We start from the raw sequence: 22,152 nt of genomic DNA on the forward strand, positions 1-22,152 counted from the left end.
TCAGCCCTTCCCCAGCAGCAGCCGGGCCTCGCCGACCGTGATCACGGAACCAGTCACCAGCACACCCGCGCCGGCGAACTCGGCCTCCTCCTCGGCAAGCGTGATCGCCGCCTCCAGCGCGTCGTCGAGCCGCGGCTCGACGACCACCCGCTCGTCGCCGAATACCTCCACGGCGACCGCGGCCAGCACGTCCGCGTTCATCGCGCGGTGGCTGGAATTCTGTGTCACCACGATCTCGTGGAAGATCGGCTCGAAGGCTTCAAGGAAGCCCCGCACGTCCTTGTCGTCACTCGCGCCCACGACACCGATCAGCCGGGAGAAGCCGAACGACTCCGTGACACCGGCCGCCGCCGCCCGCGCCCCCGCCGGGTTGTGCGCGGCGTCCAGCACGACTGTGGGGCTGCGGCGCACGACTTCCAGACGGCCGGGCGAGGCCACGGAGGCGAACGCCTTGCGGATGGTGTCGATGTCCAGCGTGCGGGCCTCCCCCGCGCCCACGCCGAAGAACGCCTCGACAGCGGCGAGCGCCACGGCCGCGTTGTGCGCCTGGTGCGCGCCGTACAGCGGGAGGAAGATCTGCTCGTACTCGCCGCCCAGACCACGCAGCGTCAGCAGCTGTCCGCCGACCGCGATCTCACGCGCGACCACACCGAACTCCATGCCCTCGCGGGCGACCGTCGCATCCACCTCGACGGCCTTCTTCAGCATCACCTGCGCGGCATCCACCGGCTGCTGCGCCAGGATCACGGTCGCGCCCTGCTTGATGACCCCGGCCTTCTCCCCGGCGATCTCGGCGGGCGTGCCGCCCAGCCGGTCCGTGTGGTCCAGGTCGATGGGGGTGACCACGGCGACCGAGCCGTCGATCACGTTCGTCGCGTCCCAGCTGCCGCCCATGCCGACCTCGACGACCGCCACGTCGACGGGCGCGTCGGCGAAGGCCGCGTAGGCCATTCCGGTGAGCACCTCGAAGAAGGACAGCCGGAAGTCCTGGCTTGTGTCGACCATCTCGACGTACGGCTTGATGTCGTTGTACGTCTCGATGAACCGCTCCGCCTCGATCGGCGCGCCATCCAGGCTGATCCGCTCGGTGATCGACTGCACGTGCGGCGAGGTGTACCGGCCGGTGCGCAGCTCGAACGCGCAGAGCAGGGCCTCGATCATGCGGGCCGTCGACGTCTTGCCGTTCGTCCCCGTGATGTGAATCGAGGGGTAGGCGCGCTGGGGCTCACCCAGCACGTCCATCAGCGCCTCGATACGGCCGACGGACGGCTCCAGCTTGGTCTCGCCCCACCGCGTCGCCAGGTCGGCCTCGACCTCGCGCAGGGCCCGGTCCACCTCCGGGTCCGACGGGCGGGCCGGCACGTCGCTCTGCGGCGACCCGGCCTGGGCCCGCAGGGTGCGGCTCCCGGCCTCGATCACCGCCAGGTCGGGGTCACGGTCGGTCTCGGCGTCGACGATCTCTTCGAAGCGATCGGGCTCGTCGAAGAGATCGGACTCGTCGAACGGATCGGGGTGCTCACTCACGGGTCCAGTCTACGGACGGGCACCGACAGGAACGGCCGAGGCCCCGGGGGGCGTCCCCCGGGGCCTCGGCCTGCCCGCCGCGCTCAGCCCTGCGGCAGATTCGCCAGCTGGGTGTTGATCCGTGCGATGTCCTCCTCGGCCTTGGCGAGCCGGGTGCGGATCTTGTCGACCACGTTGTCCGGAGCCTTGGCGAGGAACGCCTCGTTGCCGAGCTTGGCCGTCGCCTGCGCGACTTCCTTCTGCGCCGCGCCCAGGTCCTTCGTCAGACGCTTGCGCTCGGCCTCGACGTCGATCGTGCCCGACAGGTCGAGGGCGACCGTCGCCCCGGCGACCGGGAGGGACGCCGTCGCGTGGAAGCCGTCGCCCTCCGGCTGCAGCCGCAGCAGCTGCCGGATGGCGGGCTCGTGCGGCGCGAGGGCGGTGCCGTCGAGGCTGAGCCTGGCAGGCACCTTCTGGCCGGGCTGGAGGCCCTGGTCGCTGCGGAACCGTCGGACTTCGGTGACGACCCGCTGGACGAGCTCGATCTCCCGCTCCGCGGCCTCGTCGCGGAAGCCGCTGTCGGCCGGCCAGTCGGCGACGACGAGCGACTCGCCACCGGTCAGCGTCGTCCACAGGGTGTCCGTGACGAACGGGACGACCGGGTGCAGCAGCCGCAGCGTGACGTCCAGGACCTCACCGAGGACCCGGCCGGACACCTTGGCCTGCTCGCCGCCCGCGAAGAACGTCGTCTTCGACAGCTCGACGTACCAGTCGAAGACCTCGTCCCAGGCGAAGTGGAAGAGGGCTTCGGAGAGCTTCGCGAACTGGTAGTCCTCGTAGAAGGCGTCCACCTCGGCGACCGTCTTGTTCAGCCGCGACAGGATCCACCGGTCCGTGGAGGACATCTCCTCGGGTGCGGGGAGCGGACCCTCCACCGTGGCGCCGTTCATCAGCGCGAAACGGGTGGCGTTCCAGATCTTGTTCGCGAAGTTACGGGAACCCTGGACCCAGTCCTCACCGATCGGGACGTCGACGCCCGGGTTGGCGCCGCGCGCGAGGGTGAAGCGCAGGGCGTCGGAGCCGTACTTGTCCATCCAGTCCAGCGGGTTGACCGCGTTGCCGAAGGACTTGGACATCTTCTTGCCGAACTGGTCACGGACCATGCCGTGCAGGGCGATGGTGTGGAACGGCGGCGTGCCGTCCATCGCGTACAGACCGAACATCATCATCCGGGCGACCCAGAAGAAGAGGATGTCGTAGCCGGTGACCAGGACGGAGTTCGGATAGAACTTCGCGAGGCTCTCGGTCTGCCCGGGCCAGCCGAGCGTGGAGAACGGCCACAGGCCGGACGAGAACCAGGTGTCCAGGACATCGGTCTCCTGGGTCCAGCCTTCCCCGTTCGGAGGCTCCTCGTCGGGACCGACACAGACGATCTCGCCGTTCGGGCCGTACCAGACCGGGATGCGGTGGCCCCACCACAACTGGCGGGAGATGCACCAGTCGTGGAGGTTGTCGACCCAGTCGAAGTAGCGCTTCTCCATCTCCTGCGGGTGGATCTTGACCCGGCCGTCACGGACCGCGTCACCGGCGGCCTTCGCCAGCGGACCGACCTTGACCCACCACTGCATGGACAGCCGCGGCTCAATGGTCGTCTTGCATCGCGAGCAGTGCCCGACGGAGTGGACGTACGGCCGCTTCTCGGCGACGATCCGGCCCTCCGCGCGCAGCGCGCCGACGATGGCGCTGCGGGCCTCCAGACGGTCCAGGCCCTGGAAAGGTCCGTGCGCGGTGATGACCGCGCGCTCATCCATGACGGCGAGTGCCGGCAGGTTGTGGCGCTGCCCGATCTCGAAGTCGTTCGGGTCGTGGGCCGGCGTCACCTTGACGGCACCGGTGCCGAACTCCGGGTCGACATGGGTGTCCGCGACGACCGGGATCGAACGGTCCGTCAGCGGCAGCTTGATCTGCTTGCCGACGAGGTGCTTGTACCGCTCGTCGTCGGGGTGGACCGCGACGGCGGTGTCACCGAGCATCGTCTCGGCGCGCGTCGTCGCGACGACGATGGTCTCGTCACCCTCGCCGTACGTCATGGAGACGAGCTCGCCGTCGTCGTCCTGGTACTCGACCTCGATGTCCGAGATGGCGGTCAGACAGCGCGGGCACCAGTTGATGATGCGCTCGGCGCGGTAGATCAGCTCGTCGTCGTAGAGCTTCTTGAAGATGGTCTGGACGGCCTGGGAGAGCCCCTCGTCCATCGTGAACCGCTCGCGGGACCACGCGACGCCGTCGCCGAGGCGGCGCATCTGGCCGGAGATCTGGCCGCCGGACTCGCCCTTCCACTGCCAGACGCGCTCGATGAACGCCTCACGGCCCAAATCGTGGCGGGACTTGCCCTCCTTGCCGAGCTCTCGCTCGACGACGTTCTGGGTGGCGATACCGGCGTGGTCCATGCCGGGCTGCCACAGCGTCTCGTGACCCTGCATCCGCTTGCGGCGGGTGAGGGCGTCGATCAGCGTGTGCTCGAAGGCGTGGCCCAGGTGGAGGCTGCCGGTGACGTTCGGCGGCGGAATGACGACCGTGAACGGAGGCTTGTCGCTCTTCGCGTCGGCCTCGAAGTAACCCCGTTCTACCCAGCGCTCGTACAGCGGCCTCTCCACCTCGGCCGGCGCGTACTGGGTCGGCAGTTCGGAAGGGGGCGCTGTCTGCTGCTGAGTGTTCTCGGTCACCGGGCCAGTTTAGAGGTGTCACAGTGCCGTACTGAAACCCGATTCTTCGGTAACGGTGTCGCCCCCGCCGCTCAGGCGGACGGGTCCTTGGGCCAGGATGTTCGCAACACATAAACATCACGAGGGGATCACCCGTAATGAGCTACAACCAGCCGGGCCCGTACGGCGGGCAGCAGCCGCAGCAGCCCGGACCGTACGGACAGCCGGGGCCCTACGGCCAGCCGCAGGGCCAGCCGGGCCCTTACGGCCAGCAGCCGCAGGCCCCGCAGCCCGGTTACGGGTACCCGCAGCAGGCACCGCAGGGCGTCCCGCCGCAGCAGCAGCCGTACGGCTACCCCCAGCAGCCCGGCCAGCCGGCTCCTTACGGCCAGCAGCCCCAGTACGGCGCGCAGCAGCCGGGTGGCTATCCGCCGCCGGCGCCCGCGCCGAAGAAGAAGACGGGCCTGATCATCGGCGCCGTGGTCGTGGCCGTCGCGGTCCTCGCCGGCGGCGGTTACTTCCTGCTGGGCAGCGGTGGCGGCCTGGAGGACGACGGCCCGCACAAGCTGACGACACCGGCGACGGTGCTCAAGGAGTACAAGCGCGCGGGGCCGGACCAAGCCCCCAAGGCGGCCGACGGCGACCTGGACAAGCAGCTCGCCACCGTGGGCGTGACCGGTACCAAGTCGTTGGGCTCGGGCTACACGACCATCGACATCAGCGAGCTGGACCTCACGGACCCGGCCTCCGCCGCCAAGGTGCAGGCGGCCAAGTCCCTTTCGTTCAACGGAGTGTTCGGCAAGGTCTCCGACCCGGAGAAGGCCCTGGACACCTTCTTCGCAGGGATGAAGGCGGAGGCCGAGAGTGAAAGCTCCTCCTCGGACGGCCCCAAGTTCATCGGCTCGCCGCAGTCCGTGGAGCCCGACGGGCTCGACGGAGCGTTGATGAAGTGCCAGATGCTCGAGGGCAAGGACCCCAAGACCCAGAAGAACGTCTCCCAGGCGATGTGCGTCTGGGCGGACTACAGCACCATCGCCCTCGTGCTGGCGCAGGAAGAGGGCGCGGGCAAGGGCATCGACGAGACGGCGTCGATCGCGGCGAAGGTCCGCAACGAGGTCCGCGTCAAGGCGTAGTTCAGACCTTGCAGGCGCACACCACGCCGGCACGCGCGCGCCCCGGTCAGCCGAGATGGCTGACCGGGGCGTACTGCGTGCAGGTCACGCTCCGCGCTACGCGCTCTTCTCGTGGCGGCCGTTGCCCTCGTCCTTGACGATCCTCGGGACCAGCGTCGGGTTGACGTTGTTGTGGACCACGTCCTCGGTGATGACCACGCGGGCCACGTCCTTGCGAGACGGGACCTCGTACATCACCGACATCAGGACCTCCTCCATGATCGCGCGCAGGCCGCGCGCGCCGGTGCCGCGGAGGATGGCCTGGTCGGCGATGGCCTCGAGGGCCGGGAGGTCGAAGTCCAGCTCGACGCCGTCGAGTTCGAACAGGCGCTGGTACTGCTTCACCAGCGCGTTGCGCGGCTCGACGAGGATCTTGAGGAGCGCCTCGCGGTCCAGGTTGTGGACCGAGGTGATGACGGGGAGGCGGCCGATGAACTCGGGGATCATGCCGAACTTGACCAGGTCCTCCGGCATGACCTCCTGGAACTGGTCGCTGGCCTCGATCTCGCGCTTGGAGCGGATCGTCGCGCCGAAGCCGATGCCCTTGGCGCCCGCGCGCGACTCGATGATCTTCTCGAGGCCGGCGAACGCGCCGCCCACGATGAAGAGCACGTTCGTCGTGTCGATCTGGATGAACTCCTGGTGCGGGTGCTTGCGTCCGCCCTGCGGGGGCACCGAGGCCGTGGTGCCCTCGAGGATCTTCAGCAGGGCCTGCTGGACGCCCTCGCCGGAGACGTCCCGGGTGATCGACGGATTTTCGCTCTTACGGGCGACCTTGTCGATCTCGTCGATGTAGATGATTCCGGTTTCGGCCTTCTTGACGTCGTAGTCGGCCGCCTGGATCAGCTTGAGCAGGATGTTCTCGACGTCCTCGCCGACGTAACCCGCCTCCGTGAGCGCCGTCGCGTCGGCGATGGCGAACGGGACGTTCAGCATACGGGCGAGGGTCTGGGCGAGCAGTGTCTTGCCGGACCCGGTGGGGCCGAGCAACAGGATGTTGGACTTGGCGAGCTCGATCGCGTCGTCCCGGCCCTGCGCGCCGCCGTTCTCGCCGGCCTGGACGCGCTTGTAGTGGTTGTACACCGCGACCGAGAGCGCCTTCTTGGCCGGCTCCTGGCCGACCACGTAGCTCTCCAGGAACTCGTAGATCTCGCGCGGCTTGGGGAGTTCCTCCCACCGTACCTCGGAGGTCTCTGCGAGTTCCTCCTCGATGATCTCGTTGCAGAGGTCGATGCACTCGTCGCAGATGTACACCCCGGGGCCTGCGATGAGCTTCTTCACCTGCTTCTGGCTCTTTCCACAGAACGAGCACTTGAGCAGGTCGCCGCCATCACCGATGCGTGCCACGAGGTGCTTCCCCTTCGCCTGGGAGCGGCTTGGTTCAGCCGACTCCTGGTGCCTCATATTCGACGGTACCTTGCCGAGGCCCCCGTTCGGGCCCCCCTTGGCGCGGTTCACATTGACGTGTACCGCGCCAAGGGCCGCCGGGATCGGTCAGGCGGCCGTTGCGGCCGTGCTCTTGCGGGTGGAGACGATCTGGTCGACGAGGCCGTACGCGAGTGCGCCGTCGGCGGTGAGGATCTTGTCGCGCTCGATGTCGTCGCGGATCTTCTCGAGCGGCGTGGTGGAGTGCTTGGCCAGCATCTCCTCCAGCTGCTCACGCATGCGCAGGATCTCGTTGGCCGCGATCTCCAGGTCGGAGAGCTGCTCCCGGCCGGTCTGCGAGGACGGCTGGTGGATCAGGACACGGGCGTGCGGCAGGGCCATCCGCTTGCCGGGGGTGCCGGCGGCCAGCAGCACGGCCGCGGCGGAGGCCGCCTGCCCCATGCAGACCGTCTGGATGTCCGGCTTCACGAACTGCATCGTGTCGTAGATGGCGGTCAGCGCGGTGAAGGAGCCACCGGGGCTGTTGATGTAGATCGAGATGTCGCGGTCCGGGTCCATCGACTCCAGGCACAGCAGCTGTGCCATCACGTCGTTGGCGGAGGCGTCGTCGATCTGCACGCCGAGGAAGATCACGCGCTCCTCGAACAGCTTCGCGTACGGGTCGTACTCGCGCACACCCTGGGAGGTGCGCTCGACGAAGCGGGGGACGACATAGCGGTTGTCCGGCTGGGGGCCGGTGTAGAGGCCGCTCGCAGAGAAGTTGCTCATGTGGGTGTTCACCATCCTGGTGGCGTTCGGCGGGCTGGGGCTCGGTGCGGTACGGCTCAGGCGCCGGTGCCGCCGCCGCCCGGGACGCCCGATGCGGCGGAGATGATCTCGTCGATGAGGCCGTACTCCTTGGCCTCCTCGGAGGTGAACCAGCGGTCGCGGTCACCGTCGCGGATGATCGCCTCGACGGTCTGACCGGAGTGCCGGGCGGTGATCTCCGCCATGCGCTTCTTCGTACGGAGCAGATACTCGGCCTGGATCTTGATGTCCGAGGCGGTGCCGCCCAGGCCGGCCGAACCCTGGTGCATGAGGATGTCGGTGTTCGGGAGCGCGAAGCGCTTGCCCGGGGCGCCGCCGGTCAGGAGGAACTGACCCATGGACGCCGCCATGCCCATGCCGATGGTCACGACGTCGTTCGGGATGTACTGCATGGTGTCGTAGACCGCCATGCCGGCCGTCACCGAACCACCGGGGCTGTTGATGTAGAGGTAGATGTCCTTGTCCGGGTCGGCGGCAAGGAGCAGCATCTGCGCGGTGATCTTGTTGGCGATGTCGTCGTCGACCTGCTGGCCCAGGAAGATGATGCGCTCGCCGAGCAGCCGGCTGTAGACCTGGTCGCCGAGGCCACCACCGAAGGACGGCTCGCCGGCGGCATAAGGCATCAGATTCGTCACGTATCCACCTGCTCGTCTCTGACGGCTTCGACCGTCTCAGCGTCTTGTAACTGGGGGCGGGGACTCCCCTGCCCTCGTACTCATGGACCCTAACGCGCAGGTCGGACAGAGCCATCCCGCTTCCCGAACTGTTCGCTGGGAGCGCAAGGTCAAGAGGCGGGACAGGCGAGCGCCGCTGCGCCACGGCACAGGCCCTGAACGGGTCTGTGGGGCTTGCCCGGGAGTACGCGTACGGCCCGGGAGTACGCGTACGGGCTCCGGGCGCGCAGGCGCGTCCGGAGCCCGTACAGGGTCAGCGCGAGGCTCAGGCCTCGTTCTTCTCCTCGGCCTCACCGTCGACGGCGGCCTCGGTCTCTTCCTCGTCGCCCTCGAGGTCGACGACCTCGCCGTTGGTGTCGACGACCTTGGCGGCCTCGACGACCACGGCCAGCGCCTTGCCACGGGCGACCTCGCCGACGAGCATCGGCACCTGGCCGCCCTCGACGACGGCCTGGGCGAACTGGTCGGGGCTCATGCCGGAGGACTGGGCACGCCGCATGAGGTGCTCGGTGAGCTCCTCCTGGTTGACGTTCAGCTTCTCCTTGTTGACGAGCTCGTCCAGGATGAACTGGGTCTTGATGCCCTTGACCGCCTGCTCCTTGGTCTCGGCGTCGAACTCTTCCTCGGTCTTGCCCTGGATCTCCAGGTACTTGCCCAGGTCGAGGCCCATCTGGCCGAGCTGGTGGTGCTCAAGGTTGTGCTTGCGGGTCTTGACCTCGTCCTCGAGGAGCTTCTCGGGGATCGGGACCTCCGCCAGCTTCAGCAGCTCGTCGAGGACGCGCTCCTGGGCCTGGGTGGCCTGGTCGTACTGCTTCATGTCCTCGAGGCGCTTGCGGCTGTCCGCCTTCAGCTCCTCGAGGGTGTCGAACTCGCTGGCCATCTGGGCGAAGTCGTCGTCGAGCTCGGGGAGCTCCTTGGCGGCGACAGCGGTGACCTTGACGGTGACCTCGGCGTCCTTGCCCTCGGCGGAGCCGCCCTTCAACTGCGAGGTGAAGGTGGCCTCGCCGCCGGCCTCCAGGCCGGTGACGGCCTCGTCGATGCCGTCGAGGAGCTCGCCGGAACCAATGGTGTACGACACGCCGCTCGCGACACCGTCGGGCAGGATCTCGCCGTCGACCTTGGCCTCGAGGTCGATCGTCACGACGTCGCCCTCGGCGGCGGCGCGCTCGACCGGGTTGGTGGAGGCGAAGCGCTCACGGAGCTGCTCCACCGACTTTTCGACGTCCTCGTCGGTGACCTCGACGGCGTCGACGGTGACCTCGATGCCGGAGTAGTCCGGGATCTCGATCTCGGGGCGGATGTCGACCTCGGCGGTGAAGGCCAGCGTCTCGCCGTCCTTCAGCTCGGTGATGTCCACCTCGGGCTGGCCGAGCGGGTTCAGCTCGGCCTCGTTGACCGCCTCGGTGTAGAGCTTGGGAAGCGCGTCGTTGACGGCCTCCTCCAGCACCGCACCACGGCCGAACCGCTGGTCGATCACTCGGGCCGGGATCTTGCCCTTACGGAAGCCCTTGACCGTGACCTGCTGGTTGATCTTCTTGTACGCCGCGTCGAGGCTGTCCTTGAGCTCCTCGAAGGGCACCTCGACAGTGAGCCGAACCCGAGTCGGGTTCAGGGTCTCCACGGCGCTCTTCACGGTTCGGTCTCCTTGGTGGCTGACTTCTTTGGGTTCGCTGACGCTGTGATTCAGCAATCCAGCGGATGGGGCCCGGCACATCAGACACACGGGCACGCAGCTTGCATAGTAACGGCAAGCAGGAGGAGCCTCACAACGCGATCATGCTGGTCGGGGTGGCCGGATTCGAACCGACGACCTTCCGCTCCCAAAGCGGACGCGCTACCAAGCTGCGCCACACCCCGTCGGTGCGAACCGTAGGGTACATGCCTGCGGGGCATGAGCCGGTCCCTTTGCGAGGCGTACCGAACGGGGTGTGCGTCGAGCGCCCCGGACCCGCTACGATGCTTCTCGTGCCGCGGCCTTCGTGACCTGCGGTGCGAGCTTGCGGGCGTAGCTCAATGGTAGAGCCCTAGTCTTCCAAACTAGCTACGCGGGTTCGATTCCCGTCGCCCGCTCTGTGCATGCCTCGGGCCCGGTCCGGTGAGTGATCACCGGACCGGGCCCGAGGTCGTTCAGCGGGCGGCCGCGCGGGGCGCCGGGCGCGGGCGTCGGAGGCCGATCTCCGTCAGAAGCTGATCCGGTTGATCGTCTCCGCTATCGAGTTCATGAATCTCTGAATCGACGGCGCCATGCCCGTCGAAGCGAGGAAGAAGCCGAAGAGCACCGCCACGATGGCGGGTCCCGGCTTGATGGAGCCGCCGCGGATCAGCACCACGAGGACGATCGCCAACAGAAGCACCACTGACAGTGAAATGGCCACAACTGATCACACCCTCGGTCGGTCCGCCTTGCCGGCCCGGGAGCGCACGGCCCAGCACACTCCCGCCTGCACCATCGTGCCACCAACCCCTCTGCCCCTGTTGCCGGGTGACGAACCGTTCTGGACAAGATCACGCCAACCGCGGCCGCGGCGCGCCCGGCGGTGGGGCGGCGAGTGGTCCGGCGGGGTGAAATTCGGGAAGGAATTCGACTTGATCGTTTCACTGCCCCCACACTTTGATCACGAGAAATTCGAAGTGCCACCGTGAGGTAATTCACGCCACCCCCCAGGCGCGACGATTTGCCCTGCTTAAGCAGGATTAACTAGGGCATATGGTCCAGTTGATGGTGGTGCCAGATTCGAATGGCCCAGGTGCGCAGCGTGTTTTACGAAATCGAATAGGCCCGGCTAGGGTGCCTTGAATGTTCCACGCTGCGCATGGATACGAGACGACCCGGCGGCCCGAGGCCGAGGAGCCGAAGCCCACCCCTACGACGCAGGCGGCGACCGCCCTCGCCCCTGCCGCGAGTGGCCTGAAGTCCGCCCCGCAGCCGGCCCCCAAGCCCACCGGACGTGACGCCTACTTCGACAATGCGAAGTATCTGGCCATCGTGCTGGTGGCCGTGGCGCACGCCTGGGAGCCGGTGATGGACGGCAGCCGGGCCACGCGTGCCCTCTACATGGTGATCTACACCTTCCACATGCCGGCCTTCATCCTCATCTCCGGCTACTTCTCGCGGAGTTACCAGGGCAAACCGCATCAGCTCAGACGACTGCTGACCGGCATCGCACTGCCGTACGTGGTCTTCGAGGTGGCCTACTCGCTGTTCGCCCGGTACGGGAACGACGATCCGGAACATCCGATCAGCCTGCTCGACCCGTTCTATCTGACGTGGTTCCTGGCCGCGCTGTTCATCTGGCGGCTGACCACGCCGCTGTGGCGGACCGTGCGGTGGCCGCTGACGATCTCGCTGGTGCTGGCGATGCTGGCCACGTTGACGCCGGACATCGGGGCGGACCTGAACCTTCAGCGTGTGCTGCAGTTCCTGCCGTTCTTCGTGCTCGGTCTGTGCCTGAAGCCGGAGCACTTCCAGCTCGTACGGCGGCGCGAGGTGCGGCTGCTGGCGCTGCCGGTGTTCGCGGCCGCCCTGCTCTTCGCGTACTGGGCGGCGCCGCGGATGAAGCTGGGCTGGTTCTACCGCTCCAGCAGCGTGCAGGAGCTCGGCGTGCCGTGGTGGACGGGGGCCGTGGTGACCTTTGCCTTCTTCGGGTGCGCGGTGCTGCTCACCATGGCGTTCCTCGCCTGGGTGCCGCAGCGCAAGAGCTGGTTCACGGTGCTGGGCACCGGGACCGTCTGCGGCTACCTGCTGCACGGTTTCCTGGTCAAGGCCGGTGACTACTGGGGCCTGTTCGAGAGCAACCCGTGGCTGGGCAGTCCGCTCGGCCTGATCGTGGTGACGGCGGGCGCGGCGGGAGCGGTGACGCTGATGTGCACACCGCCGGTGCGCCGGGCGCTGAAGTGCGTGACGGAGCCGGAGATGAAGTGGGCCTTCCGCCAGGACGCCTCCGAGCCGGGCCCGCGCCGGTGACTGCGTAGGCCGGCGGCTCCATAGAGCTTCACCTGCCGGTGACCTCGTGGAAACGGGCGGGCGTGGCGAGCCCGGCGGTCAGCTCTGGTCCTGCGTCAGGCCCAGCAGCCGGCGGGTCTTCGCGTACTTGGCGGCCAGCCTGTCCCGTGTCGCCTCGTCGAGCGCGGCCAGGCGCGCGGGGTCGGCGTTGTGGGCCAGGTCGGCCTCCTTGACGAGCAGGGCGCCGGGGGTGTCCAGAATGCGCTGCGTGTACACCTCCAGTTCCTCGTCCTCACCTTTGGTGAGGGCGAGGACCATGTCCTTCACCGGCGTCGGCAGCGCGGCCTCTTCCAGCCATTCGCGGCTCAACACGTCGTCCTCGACGGTGTCGTGGAGCCAGCCCGCTGCGATCTGCTCGTCGCTCCCGCCCCGTGAGCGCACGCCCTCGGCAACGGCGGCGATGTGTTCGGCGTAGGGGCGCCCCGCCTTGTCCTTCTGGCCGGTGTGGGCCTCGCGGGCGATCGCCTCGATCTCGGCCAGGGTCAGCATCTGCTGCGGCATGGCACGACTCTACGCGCACCGGAACCGCATCGAGCGTCGTCGGAGACTGAGCCAGAAGTCGTTCGGTAAACTAATTACTGATGCTTTCTTGAACGTTGCCTGACTCCATGTGCGCCTTCGGCGGGAGGACTCGCATCCCGCACGCCTGACGGCACAGCAGCAGCAGGGCCCGGTCGTCGTTGACGTCCTTGGCGACCGCCTCGATCAGATGCCAGGCCGCGCCCTCGAAACCGGAGGACACATAGCGGTCGGCCTCACCGGTGAGCCGGTCGATGCCCTCGCTGATGTCCCGGCCCGACGCCTCCACCAGGCCGTCGGTGAACAGCATCAGCACGTCGCCGGGGCGCAGAGAGCCCTTGACCGGGTCGAACTGCGCCCCGTCGTAGACACCGAGGAGCGGGCCCTCCGCGGCCTTCTCCTCCCAGCGTCCGCTGCCCGCGTGGAACTGGAGCGCGGGCAGATGGCCGGCGGACAGGAGCTCGTAGTCCCCCGAGTCGAGGTCGAGGACAAGATGGATCGACGTCGCGAAGCCCTCGTCCCAGTCCTGCCGCAGCAGATAGCCGTTGGCCGCCGTCAGGAAGCCGTGCGGCGGCAGCGAGCCCAGCAGCCCGCCGAAAGCGCCGGACAGCAGCAGGGCACGCGAGGCCGCGTCCATGCCCTTGCCGGAGACGTCGGTGAGGACGACCTCCAGGGTACGGCCGCCGCTCGTGCGGGCGGCGACCACGAAGTCGCCGGAGAACGACTGGCCCCCGGCCGGGCGCAGTGCCATCTCCTGGTGCCAGCCCTGCGGCAGCCGCGGCAGCGCGCTCTGCACCCTGATGCGTTCCCGCAGGTCGAAGAGCATGGTGCCGCCGCGCCGCCACGGCACACCGACCCGGGCGCGGAACTGGGCGATCAGCAGCCCGAACAGGCCGCACGCCGCGACCACGAGCACTGTTCCGGGGGTGACCCTGGCAGGGCCCTCGGTGTACGGGCCGAGCGCTGTGGACTCGACGATGAGGGCGGTCGCGGCGGCCGCGTAGAGACCGAGCAGGCTCGCGGGCCGAAGCAGCAGGCCGCCCGCGACGATCGGCAGGACCAGAGCCACCGGCGAGGACCACACGGGCGAGACGAGCGTGCCCCAGGTGATCGCCGGGACGGTGAACAACAGGCCTGCCAGAGCGAGCCGGTCGGAGCCGTCGCCGCGGAAGTAGTCGACCGCGGACTTGCGCAGCGCGATGCGCGCCCGGTGCACCGTTTTGCGCAACCGGGCCGTGAACGAGTCTGCTGCAGAGCCGCGGGCCATTGTCGTGGACCCTATCCACCCGCCGGTCCGGCGTGCAGGGGGACCCCCTGACATTGTGTTCGAAATCGGGTCGCGACGGGCCGCGCGCGCCTGGTAGGGATGGCATATGACGACAGAACTGCGGGTGCTGCAGCGGTCCGAGTGGGACCACTGGTCCGGAAGGCTCGACCTCGCGTTCGGCGGCGTCGGCGAGGCCCGGGAGGAGCGGAAGCTCTGGGAGTCGCTGACGGAGACCGACCGGTCCATCGGCGTCTGGGACGGCGGCGAGTGCGTCGGCACCGCCGGGGCGTTCACGTTCTCCGTGTCCGCGCCGGGCAGCACGTTCGTGCCCGCGGCGGGGGTGACCATGGTGAGCGTCGCGGCGACCCACCGGCGGCGCGGCATTCTGACGTCGATGATGCGGCGTCAGCTGGACGACGTCCGCTCGTGGGGTGAACCGCTCGCCGTGCTGACGGCCTCGGAGCCGGTGATCTACGGACGCTTCGGCTATGGCATCGCCACCCACCAGATGTCGTTGGAGATCGACTCGTCGCGGGTGCGTGTTGACGTGCCTCCGGGCGCCGAGGACGTACGGCTGCGGTTCGTGCCGGTCGCCGAGGGCGCAGAGGAGTGCGAGCAGGTGTACCGGCGCACCATCGGCTCACGGCCCGGGATGCTCGCGCGTGGCAAGGGCTGGGAGCGGCTGCCGCTGCTCGACCCGCCGAGCGAGCGCGCGGGCGCGTCCCCGATGCAGTGCGTACTCGCCGAACGGGGCGGCCAGGTCGTGGGCTACACCCGCTTCCACAACAAGCCGCAATGGACGACGGCCGGAGCCGACGGCTCGATCTCGGTCCGGCACATCGACGCGCTGGACCCGGCGGCGTACGCGGTGCTGTGGCGGTTCCTGTGCGAGATCGACCTGACGTCGACGGTCCGGTCCCACAACCGTCCGGTCGACGACCCGCTGCTCCAACTGGTCACGGACATCCGGCGCTGCGGCGTACGCGTGCGGGACTCGCTGCATGTACGTCTCGTCGACGTGGGGGCCGCGCTGGAAGCACGCCGCTACACGGCGCCCGTTGACGTGGTGCTCGACGTCGAGGACACGTTCTGCCCCTGGAACGAGGGACGTTGGCGCCTGACGGGGGACGCGAAGGGCGCGTCGTGCGAGCGGACCCGGGACGCGGCGGATCTGGCGCTGTCCGTACGGGAGTTGGGAGCGGCGTACCTCGGGGGCGTGTCGCTGTCGTCGCTGGCGGGGGCGGGCCGGGTGCGGGAGTTGCGGAAGGGCGCGCTGGGCGAGGCTTCGGTGGCGTTCGGGTCGGACGTCGCGCCGTGGTTGCCGCACGGGTTCTGAGCGGGACGTCGCGCCGTGGCGGGGGACGACGCCCCGGTCAGGACGGGAGCTGGCAGCCGGGGCACCAGAAGAGGTTGCGCGCCGCCATGGGGGCGGTGCGGATCCCTGCTTCGCAGACGTGGCACGGCATGTTCGCCCGGCGGTAGACGTAGACCTCGCCGCCGTGGTCGTCGACGCGCGGCGCGCGGCCCATCGCCTCGGGGGTGTGCTCGGGGCGGACGGTGTCGATCCGGTTGTTGCGCACGCCCTCGCGCATCAGCTCGGCCAGGTCGTGCCAGATGGCGTCCCACTGCGGGCGGGTGATGGCCCGGCCCGCCCGGTACGGGTCGATGCCGTGGCGGAAGAGGACCTCGGCGCGGTAGACGTTGCCCACGCCCGCGATGATCTTCTGGTCCATGAGCAGGGCGGCGATCGTCGTACGTGAGCGCGAGATGCGGGCCCAGGCCCGGTCCGGGTCGTCGCCGGGGCGCAACGGGTCGGGGCCGAGGCGGTCGTGTATCGCCTGCTTCTCGGGCTCGGTGATGAGCGTGCAGGTGGTCGGACCGCGCAGGTCTGCGTAGTGGTCCTCGTTCAGGACCCGCAGCCGGACCGTGTCGGTCGCAGGCGGGGCGGGCGTCTCGCCGAAGCCCAGCTTGCCGAAGAGCCCGAGGTGGATGTGGACCCATCCGGTGTCCTCGAAGCCGAGGAAGAGGTGCTTGCCGTGGGCGTCGGCGGCGTCCAGTACCCGGCCGTCGAGGAGGGCGGCGCTGTCCGCGAACTTGCCCTGCGGGCTGCTGACACGCACGCTCCACCCCGCGAAGCGGTGGAGGTAGTCCTCGGCGAGGCGGTGGATCGTGTGCCCCTCGGGCATGGGCGGCGGCTCCTGGACGGCATGGCTGTGCCGCCGGGGACGACCCGGCGGCACGAGGGACGTGGGGTCAGCCCTGCTGCGGGTGGTGGGCCGGGATCGGGGGGAGCTCGCCGGTGGCCTCGTACGCGGAGAGCATCTCGATTCGGCGGGTGTGACGCTCCTCACCCGAGTACGGGGTGTTCAGGAAGATCTCGACGAACTTCGTCGACTCCTCCACGGTGTGCATCCGGCCGCCGATCGCAATGACGTTGGCGTTGTTGTGCTCACGGCCGAGCGCGGCGGTCTGCTCGCTCCACGCCAGCGCGGCCCGCACGCCCTTGACCTTGTTGGCGGCGATCTGCTCGCCGTTGCCGGAGCCGCCGATCACGATGCCGAGGCTGCCCTCGTCCGCGACCGTCCGCTCGGCGGCGCGCAGGCAGAACGGCGGGTAGTCGTCCTGTGCGTCGTAGATGTGGGGGCCGCAGTCCACGGGCTCGTGGCCATGGGCCTTGAGCCACTCGACGAGGTGGTTCTTGAGTTCGAAGCCGGCATGGTCCGAGCCGAGGTACACGCGCATGGTTCGAGTGTGGCATGCGGGGCAGCCGCATTTGGGATCGGGCCCGGCTCCCAGCGTTTCGCGGTGACGAGTACCACGGAACGGATCCCGCTCTTCCGTACGGGAAGGTACCGGGTTTGAATTCCCAGGTTCGTGACCCGAGCGGCCAACCGCGAGGTCGCACTGCTGTCGACCGCCGTCGCCGCCGTCGTCCTCGCCATCGCGCTGGTCCGCCAGAAGTTCTTCCCGCAGCCTGCCGCCAGGGCCGCTGTCGCGCCCGCCGAGGAGCGTGAGCAGGCGCCGGTGTCCGGCGCCTGATCGCAGCGGCACCACAGCAAGGGGACACCTGACGGCACATGTCGGGTAATCCGGGGAGGCTCTCCGTGCGTCCGGCAAGGAACGACGGAGAGCCTCCTTCATTTCCCACCGCCGCCACCGTCCTGAGGCCCGGCGACGAGGGCTACGCCGGTGAACTGGCCGGGTTCCAGACCGGTTTCGCGCTGCGGCCCCAGCTGGTGATCGCCGCCCGTGACGCCGAGGACGTCCGGGCGTGCCATCCGCTGGACGGCACCACCGTTGATGCCGTCCGGGCCCTGCATGCCCGGGTGTTCAGGGTGCTGGAGCCGCGGACCCGGGGCCGCTCGGCCGACTTCGCGTTCGGCTGTGGCGACGGTACGCGGGGGCTGCACGAGCCGGACACACAGAAGAGGCTCGCCGGTCCCAGGTCGCTGTACGACCAGGCGAGCCTCTTCAGCAGACAAGCAGACAAGGGGCCGAGGGGCCGAGGGGCCGACGCCCGGTGTCAGCGGCGGCCGATGAGCTTCCAGGCGGTGGGCACCGCGCCCATCGCCAACGCGGCCTTCAGCGCGTCGCCGATGAGGAACGGGACCAGGCCCGCTGCGACCGCCTCACCCAGGGACATGCCGGTGGCGAGGGCCAGGTACGGCACGCCCACGGCGTAGATGATCGCGGAGCCGGCGGCCATCGCGCCCGCCATGCGCAGCACGGAGCGGTCGGCGCCGCGGCGGGCGAGGGCACCCACGACGGTGGCGGCGAGCAGCATGCCGAGGATGTAGCCGAAGGACGGCATCGCGTAGCCGGAGGTCGCCTGGGCGAACCAGGGCATGCCCGCCATGCCGGCGATCGCATACAGGGCGAGGGCCAGGAAGCCGCGGCGGGCGCCGAGGGCGGTGCCGACGAGCAGGGCGGCGAAGGTCTGGCCGGAGACCGGGACCGGCGAGCCGGGGACCGGGACGGCGATCTGGGCCGCGATGCCGGTGAGGGCGGCGCCGCCGACGACGAGGGTGATGTCCCGGACGCGGGACGCGGGCAGCAGGTCGGCGAGGACCGCTCCGGTTCGGACGGGGACGGCAGCAGTGCTCATCGGGACTCCGCAGAAGGGTGAGGCCAGTTCGGAACAGGCTGACCGTAGCCCACGCAGAATCGCTCGATCACCAGCAGCCGCCCACAAAGCAGCGGTTGGCGGCTTGGTGGGGTTCGCACAAAGAGCCGGGAACATGCCGACGTTGACGTGACGCTTGTCACTGAGGTCGGGGGCTTGTGGCCCGTTTTGCGTCGGCCGGCATGGCTCGGGGAGACTGTAGAGAACCAATAACTCGCCCCATGGCTCGGCTGACCCGGGCGGCACTGGTGGCGATGGCGGCCATGCCTGGTGCTGATGCTGACGCCACGACCAGGCCCGGCCGCAGGTGCTGTGGCCGGGTGGCGCGACCGCGGCCGTGCTACTGGTTTCGGCCGCGCGGGATTTGCATGCCCCGCGCCGCCGGGTTGCGGGCTTTCCGTGTGTGGATGTTGACCTTCCGTGAACATCGTGACCGTATAGCGGACATCCGCTCCCTGTAAGCGGGCACGTGACCACACTGGTTCCCTCCCCCGTCTCGGCTCATGAACAGGGCATGCCCATGTCTCGGACCACCGCGCCAGCGCCCGTCGACCAGCAGGCCGACGCCACGCTCACGCACGGGCTCAAACAACGCCATCTGTCGATGATCGCCCTCGGAGGTGTCATCGGCGCCGGGCTCTTCGTCGGCTCCGGTGCGGGCATCGCCGCGGCCGGCCCCTCGATCGTCGTCGCCTACGCCCTCTCCGGTCTGCTCGTCATGCTGGTGATGCGCATGCTCGGCGAGATGTCGGCGGCGAACCCGGCCTCCGGCTCCTTCTCCGTGCACGCGGAGCGGGCCATCGGCCCGTGGGCGGGCTTCACGGCCGGCTGGGCCTTCTGGTTCCTGCTCTGCGTGGCGGTCGGCCTCGAGGGCATCGGCGCCGCCAAGATCATGACGGGCTGGCTGCCGGGGACACCGGAATGGGCCTGGGTGGCGCTGTTCATGCTGGTCTTCTGCGGCACGAACCTGGCCGCGGTGAAGAACTTCGGCGAGTTCGAATTCTGGTTCGCCGCCCTCAAGGTCGGCGCGATCGTGGTCTTCCTGGGCATCGGCGTGCTCGCCATCGTGGGTGTGCTGCCCGGTACGGGTGCTCCCGGGACCGCCAACCTCACGGGCGACGGCGGCTTCATGCCGAACGGCACGGAGGGACTGGTCGTCGGACTGCTCGCCTCCGTCTTCGCCTACGGCGGTCTGGAGACGGTCACCATCGCCGCGGCCGAGTCCGAGCACCCGGTGCAGGGCGTCGCCAAGGCGGTGCGCACCGCGATGTGGCGTATCGCGATCTTCTACATCGGCTCGATGGCGGTCATCGTGACCCTGGTGCCGTGGAACGACCCGGACGTCGCCGACCCGGACAAGGGCCCGTACGTCACCACGCTCAACCACCTCGACATCCCCGGCGCCGGCACCGTGCTGCAGGTCGTCGTCTTCGTCGCCCTGCTCTCCGCGATGAACGCGAACATCTACGGCGCGTCCCGTATGGCCTGCTCGCTGGTGGCCCGCAGGCAGGGACCGAAGGCGCTCGGACGGATCTTCGGCGGCGTGCCGCGCATCGCCGTCCTGTCCTCGTCCGTCTTCGGCTTCCTGTGCGTGCTGCTCAGCTACTGGCGGCCGAACGACATCTTCCAGTGGCTGCTCAACACGATCGGCGCGATCATCCTGGTCGTCTGGATCTTCATCGCCGTCTCCCAGCTGCTGCTGCGCCGCCGCACCGAGCGCGAGGCGCCCGAGAAGCTGGTCGTGAAGATGTGGCTGTACCCCGGCCTGACGTGGGTCGCGCTGCTGGGCATGGCCGCGGTGTTCGTCCTGATGGCGCGTGAACCGGGCACCCGCATCCAGCTGGTGTGGACCGGTGGCCTGACCCTGCTGCTGGCCGTCGCCGGCTTCGTGCTCCAGAAGGTGCGCGAGTCCCGGGCCGCGGCCGAGGTCAGCACGGCAGATTGAGTCCGAGCAGCGCGGCCGGCCCGCCGTCGCCGGCCAGCCGGATCTCGGTGATCGCGGCGTTGCGCAGCTGCGGGAAGACCCTGCGGTAGTCGCGGAGCGGGATGCCCAGCAGCTCGCACAGCACCAGCCGCAGCAGGGTGTTGTGGGCGACCACCAGCACCCGCTCCCCCTCGTGCGCGCCGGCGATACGGCGCAGTGCACCGGACCCCCGGGCCGCAGCGGCCCGGGGGTCCTCCGCGTCCGGGAACGGGTGGGCCACGGGGTCCGTACGGAAGGCCTCGGCCGCCTCGGGGTCCTTCGCCGCGAACTCGGCCAGCGTGCGGCCCTCGACGACCCCGAAGTCGCATTCACGCAGCTCGTGTTCGCGCCGCGGCTGGAGGCCGAGGACCCGGCAGGCCGGTTCCGCCGTCTCGGTCGCACGGGAGACGGTGGACGTCCAGATCGCGTCCACCGGGTGCCGGCCCGCCCAGGCGCCGAGGGCTTCGGCCTGACGGCGGCCCTCGTCGGTCAGGGCGACGTCGCTGACGCCCGCGTAGCGGTTCTCGCCGTGCCAGACGGTCCGGCCGTGGCGTGCGAGCAGCAGGGTGGCGGTCACGAGATCTCCTCCGTACGGGCGCGGGCGTGCGCGGCGACCGGCTCGGACAGCCAGCCGCGCCGCTCCAGTTCGCCCACCATCGTCAGATACGGCTCGGTGAAGCGGTCGCTGCGGCTCGGGCTCACCACGTGGTCCAGCCGGACCATCCGCTTGGCGGCGGCGGCCAGCGTGGGGGCGCCGCCCGCACCGTACGCCGCCAGGACGGCCATGCCGAGCGCCGGCTCCGCGGAGCGCGGGATGTGCACGGCTCGGCCCAGGATGTCGGTGCGCAGCCGGGTCCAGTAGGCGCTGCGCACCGCCCCGCCGGTGAAGGTGAGCCGCCCGTGCAGGGGCGCGCCGAGGTGGTCGAGGTAGTCCAGGCAGAGCCGTTCGGCCAGGCCCACGCCCTGCAGCAGGGACGCCCAGTGGTCGGCCTCCGACGCGGGGGTACCGAGCAGGAAGGCCTCGGCGTCGGGTGCGAGGAACGGGAAGCGCTCGCCGCGCGAGGCCAGCGGGTAGGCGACCGCGCCCGCCGGGTCGTGGGTCTGCGCGAGGAGGTCGAGGCGGGCCGGGTCCGCGTCGGGGAAGGCGGTGCGCAGCGCGCCGCCGCCGACGCCGGACGCTCCGCCCGGCAGCCAACTCCCGTCGGGAGAGAGGTGGTTGTAGACGACCCCGGCGGGGTCGCGCAGGGGCTCGGCGGTGACCCCCTTGAGGACGAGGGTGGTGCCGAGGACCGAGTTCCAGGAGCCGACGGCGAGTGAGCCGGAGGCGATCTGCGCGGCGCAGCCGTCGGTCATGCCCGCCACGATCAGGGTGCCCTCGGGGATGCCGGTCTCCTCCGCGGCCGCCCGGCACACCTGGCCGAGGCTGCTGCCGGAACGGACCACGTCGGGCAGCACGCCGTCCGGCAGGTCCCCGTCACCGAAGGCGCCCGACTCGGGGTCGTAGCCGGTCTTCAGGGCGTGGCTCGCGTCCGTGGGCAGCGGGCGTCCCGCGAGCCGGGAGACGATCAGGTCGGCCTGGTGGGTGACGCGGGCGCCTTCCCCGGTCCCGTAACGCCGCAGGAGCCATTGCGCCTTGCCGGGGCCGCGCCCCGGCGCGCGGCCGTCGTCGTACATCAGGGCCGGAGTGAGCGGCCCCCCGGCGGCGTCGCAGAGCAGCACCGTCCCCGAGGTGGAGCAGACGGCGAGGGCGCGCGGGCCCGGCCGGTCGCGCAGCGCCTCGCGGGTGGCGGCGCAGACGGCGGTCCACCAGTCCTCGGGGGACTGTTCGTGGCACATGCCGTCGCGTCTGCCGGTCAGCGGGGCGGAGCCGCTGCCGAGGACGTCCCCGTCATCGGTGGCGAGCACCGCGCGGACGCCCTGTGTTCCGAGATCGATTCCCATCCACATACCGGCTCCTTCTGTGAAGTTCTCACTGTGCACCGAGAATTTCCGTCGCGCGAGGGATTGACGCCCAACTGGCGCTGTTACAA

20 protein-coding genes and 2 tRNA genes are annotated in these 22,152 nt (G+C 69.6%); 6 read left to right on the forward strand and 16 right to left on the reverse strand.

Annotated elements, in window-relative coordinates; genetic code table 11:
- Together folC and ACZ4SA_RS08430 are read right to left on the reverse strand one after the other, a co-directional pair.
- On the reverse strand, positions 1-1,524 hold the full coding sequence (folC, locus tag ACZ4SA_RS08425) for a bifunctional tetrahydrofolate synthase/dihydrofolate synthase (protein WP_468271152.1): 1,524 nt from the start codon (positions 1,522-1,524) through the stop codon (positions 1-3).
- Between the two features lie 83 nt (positions 1,525-1,607).
- Positions 1,608-4,229, reverse strand: coding sequence for a valine--tRNA ligase (locus tag ACZ4SA_RS08430; protein WP_468271155.1), 2,622 nt, complete (start codon positions 4,227-4,229; stop codon positions 1,608-1,610).
- 137 nt (positions 4,230-4,366) lie between these two features.
- Here ACZ4SA_RS08430 and ACZ4SA_RS08435 point away from each other — a divergent pair, with 137 nt between their 5' ends.
- Entirely contained in the window at positions 4,367-5,341 is a 975-nt protein-coding gene (locus tag ACZ4SA_RS08435; protein WP_468271157.1) for a hypothetical protein, read from the forward strand.
- 96 nt (positions 5,342-5,437) lie between these two features.
- Here the strand turns inward: ACZ4SA_RS08435 and clpX are convergent, their stop codons facing one another.
- The 5 genes from clpX to ACZ4SA_RS08460 form a co-directional block, all read right to left on the reverse strand.
- On the reverse strand, positions 5,438-6,727 hold the full coding sequence (clpX, locus tag ACZ4SA_RS08440; RefSeq protein WP_177150824.1) for an ATP-dependent Clp protease ATP-binding subunit ClpX: 1,290 nt from the start codon (positions 6,725-6,727) through the stop codon (positions 5,438-5,440).
- A 147-nt stretch (positions 6,728-6,874) separates the two neighbouring features.
- A complete protein-coding gene (locus ACZ4SA_RS08445; protein ID WP_403859940.1) occupies positions 6,875-7,549 on the reverse strand; it encodes an ATP-dependent Clp protease proteolytic subunit in 675 nt (224 codons plus the stop codon).
- 41 nt (positions 7,550-7,590) lie between these two features.
- On the reverse strand, positions 7,591-8,196 hold the full coding sequence (locus tag ACZ4SA_RS08450; protein WP_356632573.1) for an ATP-dependent Clp protease proteolytic subunit: 606 nt from the start codon (positions 8,194-8,196) through the stop codon (positions 7,591-7,593).
- 316 nt (positions 8,197-8,512) lie between these two features.
- A complete protein-coding gene (tig, locus tag ACZ4SA_RS08455; protein ID WP_468271160.1) occupies positions 8,513-9,880 on the reverse strand; it encodes a trigger factor in 1,368 nt (455 codons plus the stop codon).
- A 147-nt stretch (positions 9,881-10,027) separates the two neighbouring features.
- Positions 10,028-10,104, reverse strand: a tRNA-Pro gene (locus ACZ4SA_RS08460).
- 142 nt (positions 10,105-10,246) lie between these two features.
- On the opposite strand from ACZ4SA_RS08460, the gene ACZ4SA_RS08465 reads away from it, so the two are divergent.
- A tRNA-Gly gene (locus tag ACZ4SA_RS08465) sits at positions 10,247-10,317 on the forward strand.
- A gap of 110 nt (positions 10,318-10,427) precedes the next feature.
- Here the strand turns inward: ACZ4SA_RS08465 and ACZ4SA_RS08470 are convergent.
- Entirely contained in the window at positions 10,428-10,622 is a 195-nt protein-coding gene (locus tag ACZ4SA_RS08470) for a hypothetical protein (protein WP_468271162.1), read from the reverse strand.
- A 422-nt stretch (positions 10,623-11,044) separates the two neighbouring features.
- Between ACZ4SA_RS08470 and ACZ4SA_RS08475 the strand changes: the two genes are divergently transcribed.
- Positions 11,045-12,211, forward strand: coding sequence for an acyltransferase family protein (locus ACZ4SA_RS08475; RefSeq protein ID WP_468271164.1), 1,167 nt, complete (start codon positions 11,045-11,047; stop codon positions 12,209-12,211).
- A gap of 78 nt (positions 12,212-12,289) precedes the next feature.
- Here ACZ4SA_RS08475 and ACZ4SA_RS08480 read toward each other — a convergent pair whose 3' ends face one another.
- Together ACZ4SA_RS08480 and ACZ4SA_RS08485 are read right to left on the reverse strand one after the other, a co-directional pair.
- Positions 12,290-12,751, reverse strand: coding sequence for an HD domain-containing protein (locus ACZ4SA_RS08480; RefSeq protein WP_468271166.1), 462 nt, complete (start codon positions 12,749-12,751; stop codon positions 12,290-12,292).
- 70 nt (positions 12,752-12,821) lie between these two features.
- Positions 12,822-14,036: a PP2C family protein-serine/threonine phosphatase gene (locus ACZ4SA_RS08485; RefSeq protein WP_468271168.1), complete on the reverse strand. Its 1,215-nt coding sequence runs from the start codon at positions 14,034-14,036 to the stop codon at positions 12,822-12,824.
- 106 nt (positions 14,037-14,142) lie between these two features.
- Between ACZ4SA_RS08485 and ACZ4SA_RS08490 the strand changes: the two genes are divergently transcribed.
- A complete protein-coding gene (locus ACZ4SA_RS08490) occupies positions 14,143-15,372 on the forward strand; it encodes a GNAT family N-acetyltransferase (RefSeq protein WP_468271170.1) in 1,230 nt (409 codons plus the stop codon).
- 37 nt (positions 15,373-15,409) lie between these two features.
- Here ACZ4SA_RS08490 and ACZ4SA_RS08495 read toward each other — a convergent pair whose 3' ends face one another.
- Positions 15,410-16,222 (reverse strand): Fpg/Nei family DNA glycosylase, encoded by an 813-nt coding sequence (locus ACZ4SA_RS08495; RefSeq protein ID WP_468271172.1) that lies wholly within the window; start codon positions 16,220-16,222, stop codon positions 15,410-15,412.
- 67 nt (positions 16,223-16,289) lie between these two features.
- Complete coding sequence (locus ACZ4SA_RS08500) at positions 16,290-16,778, reverse strand: ribose-5-phosphate isomerase (RefSeq protein ID WP_356632567.1); 489 nt, start codon at positions 16,776-16,778, stop codon at positions 16,290-16,292.
- 132 nt (positions 16,779-16,910) lie between these two features.
- Between ACZ4SA_RS08500 and ACZ4SA_RS08505 the strand changes: the two genes are divergently transcribed.
- Positions 16,911-17,075 carry a hypothetical protein gene (locus ACZ4SA_RS08505; RefSeq protein ID WP_468271175.1) on the forward strand — a complete coding sequence of 55 codons (165 nt, stop codon included), beginning with the start codon at positions 16,911-16,913 and terminating at the stop codon, positions 17,073-17,075.
- 98 nt (positions 17,076-17,173) lie between these two features.
- On the opposite strand, the gene ACZ4SA_RS08510 is transcribed toward ACZ4SA_RS08505, so the two are convergent.
- Positions 17,174-17,356, reverse strand: a complete 183-nt coding sequence (locus ACZ4SA_RS08510) for a hypothetical protein (RefSeq protein ID WP_468271177.1) — start codon at positions 17,354-17,356, stop codon at positions 17,174-17,176.
- A gap of 203 nt (positions 17,357-17,559) precedes the next feature.
- On the reverse strand, positions 17,560-18,141 hold the full coding sequence (locus ACZ4SA_RS08515) for a biotin transporter BioY (protein WP_468271178.1): 582 nt from the start codon (positions 18,139-18,141) through the stop codon (positions 17,560-17,562).
- 538 nt (positions 18,142-18,679) lie between these two features.
- Here ACZ4SA_RS08515 and ACZ4SA_RS08520 point away from each other — a divergent pair.
- Positions 18,680-20,104, forward strand: coding sequence for an amino acid permease (locus ACZ4SA_RS08520; protein WP_468271249.1), 1,425 nt, complete (start codon positions 18,680-18,682; stop codon positions 20,102-20,104).
- Here the strand turns inward: ACZ4SA_RS08520 and ACZ4SA_RS08525 are convergent.
- Both ACZ4SA_RS08525 and ACZ4SA_RS08530 read right to left on the reverse strand, forming a co-directional pair.
- Entirely contained in the window at positions 20,088-20,699 is a 612-nt protein-coding gene (locus ACZ4SA_RS08525) for a histidine phosphatase family protein (protein ID WP_468271180.1), read from the reverse strand. The genes ACZ4SA_RS08520 and ACZ4SA_RS08525 overlap by 17 nt on opposite strands.
- Positions 20,696-22,069 (reverse strand): FGGY-family carbohydrate kinase, encoded by a 1,374-nt coding sequence (locus tag ACZ4SA_RS08530; RefSeq protein WP_468271182.1) that lies wholly within the window; start codon positions 22,067-22,069, stop codon positions 20,696-20,698. The genes ACZ4SA_RS08525 and ACZ4SA_RS08530 overlap by 4 nt, the downstream gene beginning before the upstream one ends.
- Positions 22,070-22,152: the final 83 nt, after the last annotated feature.

Source organism: Streptomyces sp. NPDC027962, from assembly GCF_055566095.1.

What these genes read in the sequence shown, in the direction of transcription:
- ACZ4SA_RS08445 (WP_403859940.1), bottom strand. Translation starts at nt 7,549, where the DNA reads ATGGTGAACACCCACATGAGCAACTTCTCTGCGAGCGGCCTCTACACC.
- ACZ4SA_RS08450 (WP_356632573.1), bottom strand. Translation starts at nt 8,196, where the DNA reads ATGCCTTATGCCGCCGGCGAGCCGTCCTTCGGTGGTGGCCTCGGCGAC.
- ACZ4SA_RS08490 (WP_468271170.1), top strand. Translation starts at nt 14,143, where the DNA reads ATGACGACAGAACTGCGGGTGCTGCAGCGGTCCGAGTGGGACCACTGG.
- ACZ4SA_RS08500 (WP_356632567.1), bottom strand. Translation starts at nt 16,778, where the DNA reads ATGCGCGTGTACCTCGGCTCGGACCATGCCGGCTTCGAACTCAAGAAC.
- ACZ4SA_RS08510 (WP_468271177.1), bottom strand. Translation starts at nt 17,356, where the DNA reads ATGCAGGGCCCGGACGGCATCAACGGTGGTGCCGTCCAGCGGATGGCA.
- ACZ4SA_RS08435 (WP_468271157.1), top strand. Translation starts at nt 4,367, where the DNA reads ATGAGCTACAACCAGCCGGGCCCGTACGGCGGGCAGCAGCCGCAGCAG.
- ACZ4SA_RS08480 (WP_468271166.1), bottom strand. Translation starts at nt 12,751, where the DNA reads ATGCCGCAGCAGATGCTGACCCTGGCCGAGATCGAGGCGATCGCCCGC.
- ACZ4SA_RS08475 (WP_468271164.1), top strand. Translation starts at nt 11,045, where the DNA reads ATGTTCCACGCTGCGCATGGATACGAGACGACCCGGCGGCCCGAGGCC.
- ACZ4SA_RS08515 (WP_468271178.1), bottom strand. Translation starts at nt 18,141, where the DNA reads ATGAGCACTGCTGCCGTCCCCGTCCGAACCGGAGCGGTCCTCGCCGAC.
- ACZ4SA_RS08520 (WP_468271249.1), top strand. Translation starts at nt 18,680, where the DNA reads ATGTCTCGGACCACCGCGCCAGCGCCCGTCGACCAGCAGGCCGACGCC.
- ACZ4SA_RS08495 (WP_468271172.1), bottom strand. Translation starts at nt 16,222, where the DNA reads ATGCCCGAGGGGCACACGATCCACCGCCTCGCCGAGGACTACCTCCAC.
- ACZ4SA_RS08530 (WP_468271182.1), bottom strand. Translation starts at nt 22,069, where the DNA reads ATGTGGATGGGAATCGATCTCGGAACACAGGGCGTCCGCGCGGTGCTC.
- ACZ4SA_RS08485 (WP_468271168.1), bottom strand. Translation starts at nt 14,036, where the DNA reads ATGGCCCGCGGCTCTGCAGCAGACTCGTTCACGGCCCGGTTGCGCAAA.